This is a genomic window from Pseudomonas sp. WSY_20 (assembly GCF_043104335.1).
Classification (GTDB): domain Bacteria; phylum Pseudomonadota; class Gammaproteobacteria; order Pseudomonadales; family Pseudomonadaceae; genus Aquipseudomonas; species Aquipseudomonas parafulva_B.
In genome coordinates, this window is the sequence record NZ_JBICKP010000014.1 from 133,439 (window position 1) to 147,687 (window position 14,249).

The 14,249-nt window shown below is 61.6% G+C and carries 12 protein-coding genes; 2 read left to right on the forward strand and 10 right to left on the reverse strand.

Going from position 1 to position 14,249, the window contains the following annotated elements; genetic code table 11:
- Positions 1–5: 5 nt before the first annotated feature.
- Entirely contained in the window at positions 6–272 is a 267-nt protein-coding gene (locus tag ACF8E5_RS02785) for a bacteriocin immunity protein (protein ID WP_196126953.1), read from the forward strand.
- 79 nt (positions 273–351) lie between these two features.
- Here ACF8E5_RS02785 and gltS read toward each other — a convergent pair whose 3' ends face one another.
- The 7 genes from gltS to arcD (ACF8E5_RS02820) all read right to left on the reverse strand — a co-directional run bounded on the left by gltS (position 352) and on the right by arcD (ACF8E5_RS02820) (position 8,520).
- The gene (gltS, locus tag ACF8E5_RS02790; protein ID WP_078479037.1) at positions 352–1,551 is read right to left on the reverse strand and encodes a sodium/glutamate symporter; all 1,200 of its coding nucleotides are present in this window, start codon (positions 1,549–1,551) and stop codon (positions 352–354) included.
- 164 nt (positions 1,552–1,715) lie between these two features.
- On the reverse strand, positions 1,716–3,224 hold the full coding sequence (locus ACF8E5_RS02795) for a sigma-54-dependent transcriptional regulator (protein ID WP_058637527.1): 1,509 nt from the start codon (positions 3,222–3,224) through the stop codon (positions 1,716–1,718).
- Between the two features lie 71 nt (positions 3,225–3,295).
- Positions 3,296–3,664, reverse strand: a complete 369-nt coding sequence (locus ACF8E5_RS02800) for a DUF5064 family protein (protein ID WP_078479036.1) — start codon at positions 3,662–3,664, stop codon at positions 3,296–3,298.
- A gap of 48 nt (positions 3,665–3,712) precedes the next feature.
- Positions 3,713–4,642: a carbamate kinase gene (arcC, locus tag ACF8E5_RS02805; protein ID WP_078479035.1), complete on the reverse strand. Its 930-nt coding sequence runs from the start codon at positions 4,640–4,642 to the stop codon at positions 3,713–3,715.
- Between the two features lie 88 nt (positions 4,643–4,730).
- Positions 4,731–5,741, reverse strand: a complete 1,011-nt coding sequence (locus ACF8E5_RS02810; RefSeq protein ID WP_058604437.1) for an ornithine carbamoyltransferase — start codon at positions 5,739–5,741, stop codon at positions 4,731–4,733.
- Between the two features lie 66 nt (positions 5,742–5,807).
- The gene (gene arcA / locus ACF8E5_RS02815) at positions 5,808–7,061 is read right to left on the reverse strand and encodes an arginine deiminase (RefSeq protein WP_058604438.1); all 1,254 of its coding nucleotides are present in this window, start codon (positions 7,059–7,061) and stop codon (positions 5,808–5,810) included.
- A 31-nt stretch (positions 7,062–7,092) separates the two neighbouring features.
- Positions 7,093–8,520, reverse strand: coding sequence for an arginine-ornithine antiporter (gene arcD / locus ACF8E5_RS02820; RefSeq protein ID WP_058637529.1), 1,428 nt, complete (start codon positions 8,518–8,520; stop codon positions 7,093–7,095).
- Positions 8,521–8,946: 426 nt separating this feature from the next.
- Here arcD (ACF8E5_RS02820) and arcD (ACF8E5_RS02825) point away from each other — a divergent pair, with 426 nt between their 5' ends.
- Complete coding sequence (gene arcD, locus ACF8E5_RS02825) at positions 8,947–10,374, forward strand: arginine-ornithine antiporter (RefSeq protein ID WP_058637530.1); 1,428 nt, start codon at positions 8,947–8,949, stop codon at positions 10,372–10,374.
- Here the strand turns inward: arcD (ACF8E5_RS02825) and ACF8E5_RS02830 are convergent.
- The 3 genes from ACF8E5_RS02830 to ACF8E5_RS02840 all read right to left on the reverse strand — a co-directional run bounded on the left by ACF8E5_RS02830 (position 10,354) and on the right by ACF8E5_RS02840 (position 14,145).
- A complete protein-coding gene (locus ACF8E5_RS02830) occupies positions 10,354–10,767 on the reverse strand; it encodes a YbaN family protein (RefSeq protein WP_058637531.1) in 414 nt (137 codons plus the stop codon). The two genes, arcD (ACF8E5_RS02825) and ACF8E5_RS02830, sit on opposite strands and share 21 nt — an antisense overlap.
- A gap of 51 nt (positions 10,768–10,818) precedes the next feature.
- Positions 10,819–11,412, reverse strand: a complete 594-nt coding sequence (locus ACF8E5_RS02835; RefSeq protein WP_058604442.1) for a biliverdin-producing heme oxygenase — start codon at positions 11,410–11,412, stop codon at positions 10,819–10,821.
- A 144-nt stretch (positions 11,413–11,556) separates the two neighbouring features.
- On the reverse strand, positions 11,557–14,145 hold the full coding sequence (locus ACF8E5_RS02840; protein ID WP_392474882.1) for a TonB-dependent receptor: 2,589 nt from the start codon (positions 14,143–14,145) through the stop codon (positions 11,557–11,559).
- Positions 14,146–14,249 lie beyond the last annotated feature (104 nt).

Consider the following 14,249-nt stretch of genomic DNA (forward strand, 5'->3'; position numbering starts at 1 on the left):
GACTAATGCCTAAAGAAATAACTGATTATACCGAGCAAGAGTTTTTTCAATTGGTGTATGCCTTGTATCACGGTGACCCGAAATACTTTCCGAATGATAAAGAGCATACGCGCGGCGTACTCGAATTTGATCGTTTGGCGCAGCATCCTGCAAAGTGGAACTTAATATATCGACCCCATAGAGTCGGAATTGCAAGCTCCCCTCAAGCGGTAGTTGACGAAGTGAAACGGTGGCGCGCTGAGCAGGGGCTTCCAGGTTTCAAGCCATCCTGAATCCAAAACAGACGACTCCCGCAGCTCATCGTGCGGGAGTCTTTCAGCTTACCGGTTCGGCAACGCCATCACAGGTTCATTATTGAAAAAACGGCAGCGCCAGATACACCTTGATCACCACCACATTGATCAAGTCAATGAAGAACGCCCCCACCATCGGCACCACCAGAAATGCCACGTGCGAAGGCCCGAACCGCTGGGTCACCGCTTGCATGTTCGCGATTGCGGTAGGCGTTGCACCCAGTCCGAAGCCGCAATGGCCGGCGGACAGGACAGCCGCGTCGTAGGTGCGGCCCATGACCCGGAAGGTGATGAAGATGGCAAACAGCGCCATCAGCAGGGTCTGCGCCGCCAGCAGCACAAAGAAAGGCAGTGCCAGTGCAGCCAGGTCCCACAGTTTCAACGACATCAACGCAATGGCCAGAAACAACGACAGGCTCACATTGCCCAGTACCGACACTTCCCGCTCGAACACCTGATAAAAGCCGAAGGCTGACAGGCCATTGCGCAGCAGTACGCCCACGAACAATACGCAGACGAAGTTTGGCAACTCGAAGGCAGTGCCCTTGAGCAGCTCATTTAGCACGGTACCGGTCAACAGGCTCACTGCAATCAGGGCAAGCGTCTCGATCACGGAAAACGAGGTGATCAGGCGTTCTTTCTCCGGCTGCTCGAAGCCTGAGGGCAACTGAGGCGTGTTGTTAGCCAAGCCAGGGGTCGCGACCCGCTTGATCAGTAGGCGGGCCACGGGGCCGCCAATCAAGCCGCCCAAGACCAGCCCGAACGTGGCGGAGGCCAATGCCAGCTCCGAGGCCGAGGCCAGGCCGAACTTTTCAGTGAAGGTGGCGCCCCACGCAGCACCGGTGCCATGGCCTCCCGACAGGGTGATCGAGCCGGCCAGCAGACCCATCAACGGGTCCAACCCCAGCGCCGTGGCCAGACCGATGCCCAAGGCGTTCTGCACCACCAGCAGGCCGGTCACCACCGCCAGGAACAGGACCACCGCACGCCCACCTTTTTTCAGGCTGGCAAAATCGGCGTTCAGGCCGATGGTGGCGAAGAATGCCAGCATCAAAGGTGTCTGCAGGGAGGTGTCGAAGTGAACTTGCACATCGAAGGTGCGCAGCACCAGCAGGGCAATCGCGACCACCAGGCCACCGGCGACCGGTTCAGGGATGTTGTAGGCACGCAGAAAACCTATGCGTGCGACCAGACCGCGACCTAGCAGCAGCACCAGGGAAGCGGCCACCAGCGTGCCGTAAAAATCGAGTTCGAACATCAGGTACTCTCGTTGAATCCATAACGGACCGCTGACCGCTCTGGGGCGGTCTGGCGGGGTGACAGGCAGGATTGCACTGGCACCATTCTACGAGGCGTGACGAAAGACGTATCCGGGGAACGCCTAGGACAAGTCTGCTAAAACAGAGGGAATTGTCGTCAACCTCAGGTTTTTCCAGGAATTCCGTATTTGCGCAGGCGTTGGGCAATGGCGGTATGTGAGGTCTGCAGCCGGGCCGCCAGCAATCGGGTCGAGGGGTAGCTGGTATACAGCCGTTGCAACAGCTCACGCTCGAAATCACCCACGGCCTGTTCCAGGCTGGCCACGTCGCCCTCATGGGTGCGACTGACAGACGTGCCAGCGATGTCCAAATCGCCGATGTCCACCAGGTTGCTTTCGCAGATAGCGGCGGCGCGAAAGATCACGTTCTGCAATTGCCGCACATTGCCCGGCCAAGGGTTAGCCAGCATGGCGCTGTGGGTGGCGGGGGTGAGCCTGCAGGCAGGCCGCTGGATCTGTGTGCAGGCCTGCTGCATGAAGAAGTGCGCGAGCATCAGGATGTCCTGGCCGCGGTCACGCAGGGGAGGGACTTGCAGGTTCAACACATTGAGGCGGTAAAACAGGTCCTCGCGGAACGTGCCCTCGGCCACCATCTGCTCCAGGTTACGGTGGGTCGCGCTGATGATACGCACGTTGACCTTCACTTCCCGGTCGCCCCCCACGCGGCGGAAACTGCCGTCACTGAGAAAACGCAGCAGCTTGGCTTGCAGGTAGGGGGACATCTCGCCGATCTCATCGAGAAACACCGTGCCCTGGTTGGCCAGCTCCATCAGCCCTGGCTTGCCGCCGCGCTGAGCGCCAGTGAAGGCGCCTGGTGCATAACCGAACAGTTCGCTCTCGGCCAGGCTTTCAGGCAAGGCAGCGCAGTTCAGGGCCAGAAAGGGGGCCGCGTGACGGCTGCTGATCGCGTGGCAGGCGCGGGCCACCAGTTCCTTGCCGGTGCCGGTCTCGCCATGCACCAACAGCGGTGCATCCAGGGTGGCCACGCGCAAGCCCCGAGCCTTCAGGGTACGGATGGCGGGTGATTCGCCCAACAGGGCGTCGAAACCCTCGGCATGATCGTGGCGCAGGGCTGATAGCCGCTCACCCAATCGCGTGGGCGGGTAAAGTGTCAGCAGGCCGCCGGTGTGGGTGATTGGCATGGCGTCGAGCAGCAGGCTCTGGCCATTGAGCTGCATTTCGCGCATGGGCAGGTGAAAGTTGCTGTCGAGCAACGCTTGCAGCAGGCCCGGGTCGCCAAACAACTCGCCTACGCAGCGCCCGGCCGACTCCCGACCACACAACGCCACCAGCGCAGGGTTGGCCAGCAACACCTTGCCGGCCCTGTCCACCGCCAGCACTGGGTCGCTCATGGCGGCCAGCAGTGCATCGAGCTGCAGGTGACGACGTTGCCCCGGCAGGATGTCGACCACCTCCACTGCCTTCACACCCTGTACGTCGAACAAGGCGTCATGCAGCTCTTCCAGCACGGCGGGGCTGAGGGTCGGTGCGTCGATGTAGACGTTCGGCGGCACCATCTCCACGGCATCGAGGTTGAGGTTGCGCGCACCGAGCAGCGCCAGGACTTCCTGAGTGATGCCGACGCGGTCGATGAAGCTGACATGGATACGCATGGGGCAATACGAAATGGCCGGGTAGGGCGCTAGTATGCCTCAAGCGGATCCTGCTCGTGACGGGTCGCGTCCTACTCCAGATGCTCAGGCTTGATGGGGTCACCGGACTTCACGTCCAGCTTGGCGCGGATGTCCTCGAACATCCAGTCGTAGATCCTGTGGGGTGAAGCCAGGCTTTCGAATTTCTTCGGTGGGGCCAGGTAAGCCTGGGCGCGGCGACTCAGTTGCATCAGAAAACTGGGCAGCACCTGATCCTTGGGCAGAAAGAAAGCCTCGTCGACAGGCTTGCCCTCGATACTGCCCTTCATGTGGAATTGAATACCCCTGCCCTCACGGGGGTCGGTAAAGGCCTCGTAGTCCACCTTGAGGTCATAGCTGTGGTCACTGCTGTTGAGCGCAGTGCGCTCGATGTGGACGTGACCGGGTTCATATTTGGCCATGGGCTCTCCTGTATGAGATTGAGCGGGCACATGGCCCGCCGACGGTATTCAACGGTAGCTGATCCCAGGGGCAGCGGTCGAAACCCGCGTGCCGGCGGTACCGGTCACGATGCGCTCGATATTGGCCAGCGAGCTGATCACCGCCACCTTGCCCGTGTGCCGGGCAAAGTCGCTGGCCGCCTGCACCTTGGGCCCCATCGAACCTGCCGCGAAACCTAGCGTGTCCAGCTCGTCAGGGTGGGCCTGGGCGATGGCGCGTTGGGTCGGCTTGCCAAAATCGATGTACGCCGCCTCCACATCGGTGGCAATGATCAGCAGGTCGGCCTCGAGCTGTTCGGCCAGCAGTGCAGAGCACAGGTCCTTGTCGATCACCGCCTCGATACCCTTGAGCTTACGGTGTTCATCGTAGAGGGTCGGGATGCCGCCGCCGCCGGCACAGATCACGATGCTGCCCTTTTCGAGCAGCCATTTGATAGGGCGGATTTCGAAGATGCGTTTGGGCCTGGGGCTTGCCACCACCCGGCGGTATTTGTCCCCGTCAGGCTTGACCACCCAGCCCTTTTCAGCGGCCAGGCGCTGGGCTTCATCCTTGCTGTAGACCGGGCCGATGAACTTGCTCGGGTCCTTGAACGCAGGGTCCTCGGCGTCCACTTCGACCTGGGTCAGCAGGGTGGCAAACGGCACGCCGACGTCCAGCAGGTTGCCCAGTTCCTGCTCGATCATGTAGCCGATCATGCCCTCGGTTTCGGCGCCCAACACGTCCAGCGGATAGGCCTCGTCGGGCTTGTACGACAGCCCTTGCAAGGCCAGCAGGCCCACTTGCGGGCCATTGCCATGGGCGATTACCAGCTCGTTACCGGGGTGGATCTTGGCAATCTGCTCGGCAGCGGTACGAATGTTGGCGCGCTGGTTTTGCGCGGTCATGGGCTCGCCACGGCGCAGCAGGGCATTGCCGCCTAGTGCAACAACGATACGCATGGAGAATGTCCTTTATCGAAAGTCGTGAGCGGCTGCAGGACGGCTAATGCGGCCCGCTAACAGCCGCAATGCCAAAGCAGGCGGCGATCTACAGATCGGCCAGTGTCGACACCAGAATCGCCTTGATCGTGTGCATGCGGTTTTCCGCTTGCTCGAACGCAATGCAGGCCGGGGACTCGAACACGTCATCGGTCACTTCGATGCCGTTAGTGAGGTCCGGGTACTGCTCGGCGATCTGCTTGCCCACCTTGGTCTCGCAGTTGTGAAACGCCGGCAGGCAGTGCATGAACTTGGTCCTGGGGTTGCCGCTGGCCTTCATCAGCTCGGCGTTGACCTGGTAGGGCTTGAGCAGCTTGATGCGTTCGCCCCAGGCTTCGATGGGTTCGCCCATCGATACCCACACGTCGGTATGAATGAAGTCCACGCCCTTGACGGCGGCCTTGGCATCTTCGGTGAGGGTGATGCGGGCACCGCTTTGCTCGGCGTACTGCTTGCAACGTTGCACCAGGTCATCGTGGGGCCAGAGGTCCTTGGGCGCAGCGATGCGCACGTCCATGCCCAGCTTGGCGCCGATCAACAGCAGCGAGTTGCCCATGTTGTTGCGCGCATCGCCCAGGTAGGCGTAGCTGATGTCATGCAGCGGCTTGTCGCTGTGTTCGCGCATGGTCAACACGTCGGCAATCATCTGGGTAGGGTGATATTCATCCGTCAGGCCATTGAATACTGGCACGCCGGCATACTTGGCCAGTTCTTCGACGATTTCCTGCTTGAAGCCGCGGTATTCGATTGCGTCGTACATGCGCCCGAGCACGCGAGCGGTGTCCTTCATGCTTTCCTTGTGGCCGATCTGCGAGGAGTTCGGGTCGATGTAGGTGACGTTGGCGCCTTGGTCGTAAGCGGCCACTTCGAAAGCACAACGGGTACGCGTGGAGGTTTTTTCAAAAATCAGCGCAATGTTGTTGCCCTTGAGGTGCTGCTGTTCGGTGCCGGTGTACTTGGCCCGCTTGAGGTCGCGGGACAGGTCCAGCAGGTAACGCAGCTCACGGGTGCTGTGGTGTTCCAGGCTGAGCAGGTTGCGGTTGTGGATGTTGAACGCCATGACTTTTCTCCTGGGTGTGGTGAACGCCGGGCCGCTACCGGGTAGGGGCGGCCTGGTTGATGGACGTCAGTAATCGATGGGGTCGCGAACGATAGGGCAGGTCATGCAGTGGCCTCCGCCGCGGCCGCGGCCCAGTTCGCCAGCACTGATGGTGATCACTTCGACCCCGGCCTTGCGCAGCAAGGTATTGGTGTAGGTGTTGCGGTCGTAACCAATGACCACGCCTGGCTCCAGCGCCACCACGTTGTTGCCGTCATCCCATTGCTCGCGTTCGGCGGCAAAGCTGTTGCCGCCGGTTTCGACCACCCGCAGGCGCACACCCAGCTGTTCGCCCACAACCTCGATGAACGACTTGTGCTCGCGGCGCACGTCCATGCCATAGGGCCGGCTTTCGTCGGGCTGGATGATGAACGGTACGATCTCGCTGACCACCTCGGGGAAGACCGTGACCAGGTCGCGGTCGCAGAAGCTGAACACGGTGTCCAGGTGCATGGCGGCGCGGGACTTGGGCAAGCCGGCGACGATGACCTTGTGCACGGCGCCCTTGGCGAACAGGCTCTGCGCCAACTGGCCGATGGCCTGGCGAGAGGTGCGCTCGCCCATGCCGATCAGCACGATGCCGTTGCCGATGGGCATGACATCACCGCCTTCGAGGGTGGACTGACCATGGTCCTTGTCCGGGTCACCGTACCAGACCTGGAAGTCGGCGCCTGTGAACTGCGGGTGGAACGTGTAGATGGCGGTGGTGAGCAGCGTTTCCTGGCGCCGTGCCGGCCAGTACATGGGGTTGAGCGTGACGCCCCCGTAGATCCAGCAGGTGGTGTCGCGGGTGAATTGGGTATTGGGCAACGGTGGCAGGATGAAACTGGAATGGCCCAGGTAGTCGTTGTACATCTTGACCACTTCGGCACCTTCGCTTTGCGGCAGATCCTGGCCAGCCACACCGCCAATCAAAAATTCAGCCAGGTGACGCGGCTCCATGCCTTCGAGCCAACTGCGCACCTCATTGGTCAGGCCTACCCCGACGGTGTCAGGGGTGATCTTGCGGTCCAGTATCCATTTGAGCGCTTCGGGTTGCTGCACGATGTCGGTCAGCAGGTTATGCATTTCCAGCACATCGACACCCCGCTCGCGCATCTTGGTGACGAAATCGAAGTGGTCACGCTTGGCCTGATCCACCCAGATCACATCGTCAAACAACAGCTCGTCGCAGTTGGTCGGGGTCAGGCGCTTGTGCGCGAGGCCCGGCGCGCACACCATGACCTTGCGCAGCTTGCCGGCTTCGGAATGCACACCGTATTTCTGTTTTTCAGCGGACATGGTTTCAATCCTCCATTGAGTCGAAGAGGGATCACAGCGTCAGGAAGCCGTCGTACAGGCCGAAGGCTGCCACCAGGGCACCGACGACCACGGCTGCGAAAATCAGTTTTTCCACGGGGGTGAAGACGGGTTGGCCGACTTCACGCTTGGCCTTTGCAAACAGGATGGCGCCAGGGGCATAAAGCAGCGCCGAGAGCAGCAGGTATTTCACTCCGCCGGCATACAGCAGCCAGATGGCATAGAGCAGGGCGACGCTGCCGATGAACAGGTCCTTGCGGCGTTCGGCCAGCGCTTGTTGGTAGGTTTCACTGCGCACCGCCAGCAACACGGCGTAGGCCGCCGACCACAGGTAGGGCACCAGGATCATCGAAGTGGCCAGGTAGATCAGCGACAGGTAGGTACTGTTGGAGAACAGCGTGATCACCAGGAAGATCTGCACCATGGCGTTGGTCAGCCACAAGGCGTTGGCAGGCACTTGGTTGGCGTTCTCGCGGCGCAGGAAGGCCGGCATGGTGTGGTCCTTGGCAGCGGCGAACATGATCTCGGCGCACAACAGCACCCAGGACAGCAGCGCACCGAGCAGCGAGATGATCAGGCCGACACTGATCAGCACGGCGCCCCAGTGGCCGACCACGTGCTCGAGCACGGCCGCCATCGAGGGGTTCTGCAACCCTGCCAGTTCAGGCTGGGTCATGATGCCCAGCGACAGCACATTGACCAGCACCAGGAACAACAGCACGGTGATGAAGCCGATGACGGTGGCCTTGCCCACATCGGAGCGTTTTTCCGCACGGGATGAGAAGATGCTCGCGCCTTCGATGCCGATGAACACCCACACCGTCACCAGCATCATGTTGCGCACCTGATTCATCACGCCGCCCAGTTCAGGTGTACCGGTGCCCCATATATCGGCGGTGAAGACGTCCAGCCGGAAGGCGAACAGGCAGATCAGCGCGAACAGCACCAACGGCACCACCTTGGCCACCGTGGTAACCAGGTTGATGAACGCCGCTTCACGGATGCCTCGCAGCACCAGAAAATGCACTGCCCACAGCAGGATCGAGGCGCCGATGATCGCGGCCGGCGTGTTGCCCTCGCCAAATACCGGGAAGAAGTAGCCCAGGGTACTGAACAACAGCACGAAATAGCCGACGTTCCCCAGCCAGGCACTGATCCAGTAGCCCCAGGCCGAAGAAAAGCCCATGTAATCGCCGAAACCGGCCTTGGCATACGCATAGACTCCGCCGTCAAGGTCAGGCTTGCGGTTGGCCAGCGTCTGGAATACGAAAGCCAGGGTCAGCATGCCCACGGCGGTGATAGCCCAGCCAATCAACACTGCGCCTACGCCGGCGCTGGCGGCCATGTTCTGCGGAAGGGAAAAGATGCCGCCACCGATCATCGAGCCGACGACCAGCGCAACTAACGCACCGAGTTTTAGTTTTGCGGGAGAATCAGACATTTAACAACTCCTGCCAGGAGGAAGTTGGCCACAGATTAAATCTGATGCCGTGGCCATACGCTGATATGGATCAGTGCATTGCAAGGTAAGGCCGTTGAATTACCTTACCGAACTCCTGGAGATTGCCGACTGCCATGGCTGCAGGCCTTGTACGCTGGCACCTCCATGTCTTGCTACGCTTCATCCCTCTAGCCTGCGAAGGTTGAAACTAGTCGCTTCTGGGCAGAGCGCAAATTTTTTACCGGTATTTATGCTTTTATCGAAATAGTGTGAACCGGTTGGCACTCTGGAGTTCTTAACAACCGCACGCTTAGACGTTAATGGCTTAGTGGCTAAATGAGAGTACGGCTGTAATTGAGGTCAGCCTCTATTAATAAACAGCGTCTTGTTACAACTGCAACACTGTCAGGAAATATTTGGAGACCTATGGGCGAACAAGGACAGAAACTGCGTCTAGGGGCATTGGTGGCGCTGGTCGTGGGTTCGATGATCGGAGGCGGCATTTTCTCCTTGCCCCAGAACATGGCGGCCCGTGCCCAGGCCGGGGCGGTGCTGATTGGCTGGGGGATCACTGCCGTGGGCATGCTGGCCCTGGCCTTCGTCTTCCAGACGCTGGCCAACCGCAAGCCTGAACTGGATTCAGGCGTGTATGCCTATGCCAAGGCTGGGTTCGGCGACTACATGGGCTTTTCCTCGGCGTGGGGCTACTGGATCAGTGCCTGGCTGGGGAATGTCGGTTATTTCGTGCTGTTGTTCAGCACCCTTGGGTTCTATTTCCCGGTGTTCGGTGAAGGCAATACCCCAGTGGCCATCGGGTGTGCCTCGGTGTTGCTGTGGGCGGTGCATTTTCTGGTATTGCGCGGGATTCGCGAGGCGGCGTTCATCAACCTGGTGACCACAGTGGCCAAAGTGGTGCCCCTGGTGCTGTTCGTCGTCATCGCGGCCTGCGCTTTTCGCCTGGATATCTTCACCCAGGACATCTGGGGGCTGGACAATCCGGCGTTCGGCAGCGTGCTCGAGCAAGTGCGCAACATGATGCTGGTAACGGTGTTCGTCTTCATCGGTATCGAAGGCGCCAGTGTGTACTCAGGCAGGGCTCGGCGGCGGGCCGACGTGGGCAGGGCCACGGTCATCGGCTTCGTGGGTGTGCTGGCACTGCTGGTACTGGTCAACGTCCTCTCCCTAGGGGTCATGACGCAACCGGAGCTGGCCGGTTTGCAGAACCCTTCGCTGGCGGCGGTCCTGGCCCACATCGTCGGCCCTTGGGGCGCGTTGCTGATCAGCCTGGGGCTGGCGGTTTCGTTGCTGGGGGCGTTACTGTCGTGGGCGCTGCTGTGTGCCGAGATTCTCTACGCCACGGCGCGCGACCAGACCATGCCCCGTTTCCTTGCCCAGGAGAACGCCAACCAGGTACCTGCCAATGCACTGTGGCTGACCAACGGCATGATCCAGGGTTTTTTACTGATCACGCTGGTGTCCGCCGGTACCTATACCAGCCTGATCTACCTGGCCTCGTCCATGATTCTGGCGCCGTACCTGTGGTCCGCCGCCTACGCCATGTCGCTGGCCGTGCGGGGAGAGACTTACGAAGGCCAACCGGCCCAGCGGCGCAAGGACCTGCTCGTGGCCGCGCTCGCGGTTGGGTACGCCGTCTGGCTGCTGTATGCCGGTGGCCTGAAGTATCTGCTGCTCTCGGCACTGTTGTACGCGCCGGGGGTGATCCTGTTTGCCCGAGCCAAACATGAGCAAGGGCTTAAGCTTTTCACGCTGACAGAGAAGCTGATCTTCGCCGCCGTGCTATCGGGTGCGGCGCTGGCAGGCTATGCCCTCTGGTCAGGGTTGCTGAGCCTGTGAGCCGGCTGTGAACGGCCGTTCCGGTCGCGACCAGATCCACAGGTTGCCCAGGCTCATACCGGCAATGGCCAGGAATACCGGCCAGTGATGCTCAAGAAACACCAGCATCAAAACCGCGCAGAGCAACATGCTGACCGTCGCACTGACCTTGGCCCGCCGCTGGATCACCTTGCCGTTGCGCCAGTTGTACAGGATAGGGCCAAACAACCGGTGGCTTTCGAGCCAGGCGGACAGGCGAGGCGAGCTTCGCGTGGCCGCCCACGCCGACAACAGGATGAATTCGGTGGTCGGCAAGCCCGGAACGACAATGGCGACCAGGCCTACCCCCAGGCTTGCGTAAGCCAGGATCGCATACAGCAGACGGGCAATTTTGGAGCGGGCAGGTTGGGTCATGGGCTCACTGCTAGAACGAACGGCCCCCGGTCAGAGGGCCTTGAAAGTGTTTCAAGCCTGCTCGGCATTCATGGCATAGGCCTGTTTGAGCAAGACGGTGAAGCGCTCGAACGCTGCGACGGCGCCGTGTTCGGCAGCCGCCTCTTCTTCAGCTGACAGTATCAGGCCATCGAGTGTTCGCGTGAACTGCTTCCAGCCTTCGGCGCGCCCACCGGCGGGCTCGCCCAGGTGACGGGCGCCGAAGGTCTCCGACAAGCCCAGCGCCGCGGCCCGCTTGATCAGAAACGCGGCGCCCAGTTTGGAGCCTTCGGACACGAAGATCCAGCCTAGTGCCTCTGCCATGCTTGGACGTTGCACCGCCCCCGGTAGCTCGGCAGGCGCCTGCATGTCCAGGTCCGCCAGGTCCTGACGCGCCTGACGGGCTCGACAGCGCTCGGCAAGGTCGGGTAGGAGGGCGATCAATTGCGGGTCGTTGTAAAGCGGCTGCAGTTCGGCCTGGAACAGGTACTGGGCAACCACGAAGCGGGCAAAACTTTCGCGGCTATCGAATGGCGCATGGGATTTGACCAAGGCGTCGAGTGCGGCATGGGGCGCCTGGGTCACCAGGTTCAGGCGTTGGGTAAGCGAAGAAGCGCGGTTGTTCATGATGCAGTCCTTGGAAAGCAAAGCGTTTCAATACAAGACGAATCAACAGGAGCGGGGGCGTAAAAAGCCTGCAGGAGCAGGCGTGGGTGCTGGGAGCCAAGCCGGGTGCACAGCGGCCCGGCCGGCCCCAGCTGCGCCAGCGCCTCAGATATCCCACACCACGTTGATGGCGAAGTTACGGCCCGGCATGCTCAGGCGGTCGATGTTGGCCGGCTGGGTCACCGCGGCCTCCCCCTGGCCGTCGTAGCTGCGCACCGAGTCCCACTGCCAGTATTTCTTGTCGGTGAGGTTGTACAGGCCAGCGTTCACCGTGATGTCATCGGTGACGTTGTAGAAGCCGGTCAGGTCCAGTACGCCATAGCCGGGCGTGCGGAACTTCGACGCCGAGCCATCGGGCGAATAGAAGGTGCTGTCGTCGACCCGCGTCTTGCGCTTGACCAGCGTCCAGCTCAGCAGCCCACCCATGTCGCCCTGCGTGTAGCCCAGGCCCACGACGCCCTTGAGCGGGTTGACGGTGTTGAGCGGCTGGCCGCTGTCGTCGTTGCGCCCGTAGGTGTACGCCAGGGAGCCTTGTGCATACAGCCCCGCTGGCGCGCCAAACCGGTCGAGTTCCAGCTGGCCTCTTACCTCGGCACCTTTGATGGTCGCGCGCTTGATGTTGTTGGCCTGGAATGTCTGCTCGAGGTTGGCGCCTTGCACGGCGTCTTCGTCAATGAAGTCGCGGTACTTGTTGTAGTAGACCGCCACATCGAAGCTGCCCGCGTCGAAGCGGCCGCGCAGGCCGGTTTCCAGGCCCTTGCTGCGCTCAGGCTGCAGGCCAGGGTTACCCTCCACGCGGTAGCCTTGCTCCAGGTTCACGAACTTGCCGTACATGGACTTGGCCGTGGGCGTGCGGAAGCCCTGGGCGTATTGCGCGTATCCGGTGTAGTGGTCGTTGAAGGCATAGGTCACCCCCAGCTTGGGCGACACGCGGTGCCACTTTTTGTCCGAATCATCCTGGAAAGCCGGGGCCGTACCGCTGGCGTCAAGCCCGCGCAGGAAGGCGTCGGTAAAGTGAGGCGCCATGCGTGTGTAGTCGTAGCGCGCACCTGGCAGGAACGTCCAGTTGCCCCAGCGAACCTCGTCCTGAACGAACAAACTGTAGGTATTGACGGTCGGGTCCGGGAAGTCGCTGACCAGCGCCTGGCCGTCGCGCGGGCTGTCCTGGCCGATACCCCGGCAAGTGCCGCCGATGTTCACGCACGTGCCAGTACCGCTGCGCGCCCCGGTGACGTTCTGGTGCTTGAGGGTGGTGCCATAGGTCAGCGAGTGATCGGTCTGGCCAAGGCTGAAGGCCTTCTCCAGCTGGGCATCGAAGATCCACTGGCGATCCTTGTAGGTGGTCTGGCGGTCGCGCAGTACCTGACGCCCCGACGCGACGTACAGCTCGTCGGTGCGCTGATCGGTCTTGGCGATCTGGTAGTTCAGGCTCCACTTGACCTCGTCCGCGAAAAGGCTGTCCAGGCCGAAACGGTGGTTCAGGCCGAAGCGCTCGCGGGTGATGGTGTCGTTGCCCTGGCGCATGCGGTACGAATTCCTGGCACCAAAACCCGGGATGAACGGCCCGCCTACTGCGCTGAGCAGGTTCTGGTCGCGGTCGTCCTTGAAGCGTTCGTAGGTCACGCCCAGCCGGGCGTCGTCGGCGTAGTCCCAGCCCAGCTTGGCCAGCACGTTGGTGGTGCGCGCATCCACCGGGTTGGCGCGGGTGCGTGCAAGGCCTACGCCGCCGTGATCGGCATGGCTCTGGGTTTCGTGACCGTTGCGCTGGCTCAGGTGCAGCAGGCCGTCCAGGCTGCCCTCACGACCAGCTACGGTGGCGGACGTCAGCCAACTGTCATCGGCTGAGCTGTAGCCGGTTTTCAGTCGTGCACCAGCGTCTCGGCCGGGCTTGATGATGTCTTCAGGATCAAGGGTGAAATAGCTCACCGCACCGCCGATGGCATTGCTGCCGTAGAGCACCGAGGCTGGGCCGCGCAGGATTTCCACACGCTTGATGATTTCCGGGTCGACGTAATTGCGCTGGGTCTGGGCGTAGGGCCCGTAGAAGAAGCTGTCCGGGATGGCCACACCGTCGATTTGGGTGAGTATCCGTTCGCCGTCGATGCCGCGAATGTTGTAGCCGTTCAGGCCGCTACGCTGCCCGGTCCCCGCCACCGAGACGCCCGGCTCGTAGCGCACCAGGTCCTGGAGGGTGTTGACGTTCTGCCGGTCGAGTTGTTCTCGGGTCTGCACGCTGACCGTACTGGGGACCTGGCTCACGTCCTGGGCGCTGCGGGTAGCGCTGACGGTCACCTGTTGCAGGGCTATGGCCCCGCGACCTGACTGGCGCTCGAGCACCACGTTGCCGCGGCTGATGGTGCGCGGGACCAGGCCAGTACCCTGTAGCAGGCGTTTGAGTGCCTGCTCCGGGGGCAGTGCACCTTGTATGCCGGGGGAGGCGACCCCTTCGGCCAGGCGGGCGTCGAAGCCCACCTGCCAGCCCGTGACCTGGCTGAACGCATTGATGGCCGATACCAGCGGCTGTTGGGCGATGCCGAAGTGGTAAGCGCCCACGCGCGAGGTGCTCACCGACGCTGGCTCGGCCGCCAGCGTGGGGAGGGAGTAGGCGCCTGTGGTGAGCAAGGCGAGTGATAACAGGGACAGTTGCCCCTTCAGGCGGGGACGTAGGGTCGAACGGATAGGACTGGTGGGCATCGAAAGCGCTCCCTGACGCGCGAACTGTTCATAGGGTGTGCGTTCTTGATTGAACAAGAATCAATTGCATTGGCTATGACGAGACGGACAGGGGGGCGCTATCG

Coding starts and splice junctions, on each gene's coding strand:
- gltS (WP_078479037.1), bottom strand. CDS start 1,551: ATGTTCGAACTCGATTTTTACGGCACGCTGGTGGCCGCTTCCCTGGTG.
- arcA (WP_058604438.1), bottom strand. CDS start 7,061: ATGTCCGCTGAAAAACAGAAATACGGTGTGCATTCCGAAGCCGGCAAG.
- arcD (WP_058637530.1), top strand. CDS start 8,947: ATGGGCGAACAAGGACAGAAACTGCGTCTAGGGGCATTGGTGGCGCTG.
- ACF8E5_RS02795 (WP_058637527.1), bottom strand. CDS start 3,224: ATGCGTATCCATGTCAGCTTCATCGACCGCGTCGGCATCACTCAGGAA.
- ACF8E5_RS02830 (WP_058637531.1), bottom strand. CDS start 10,767: ATGACCCAACCTGCCCGCTCCAAAATTGCCCGTCTGCTGTATGCGATC.
- ACF8E5_RS02810 (WP_058604437.1), bottom strand. CDS start 5,741: ATGGCGTTCAACATCCACAACCGCAACCTGCTCAGCCTGGAACACCAC.
- ACF8E5_RS02835 (WP_058604442.1), bottom strand. CDS start 11,412: ATGAACAACCGCGCTTCTTCGCTTACCCAACGCCTGAACCTGGTGACC.
- arcD (WP_058637529.1), bottom strand. CDS start 8,520: ATGTCTGATTCTCCCGCAAAACTAAAACTCGGTGCGTTAGTTGCGCTG.
- arcC (WP_078479035.1), bottom strand. CDS start 4,642: ATGCGTATCGTTGTTGCACTAGGCGGCAATGCCCTGCTGCGCCGTGGC.
- ACF8E5_RS02800 (WP_078479036.1), bottom strand. CDS start 3,664: ATGGCCAAATATGAACCCGGTCACGTCCACATCGAGCGCACTGCGCTC.
- ACF8E5_RS02785 (WP_196126953.1), top strand. CDS start 6: ATGCCTAAAGAAATAACTGATTATACCGAGCAAGAGTTTTTTCAATTG.
- ACF8E5_RS02840 (WP_392474882.1), bottom strand. CDS start 14,145: ATGCCCACCAGTCCTATCCGTTCGACCCTACGTCCCCGCCTGAAGGGG.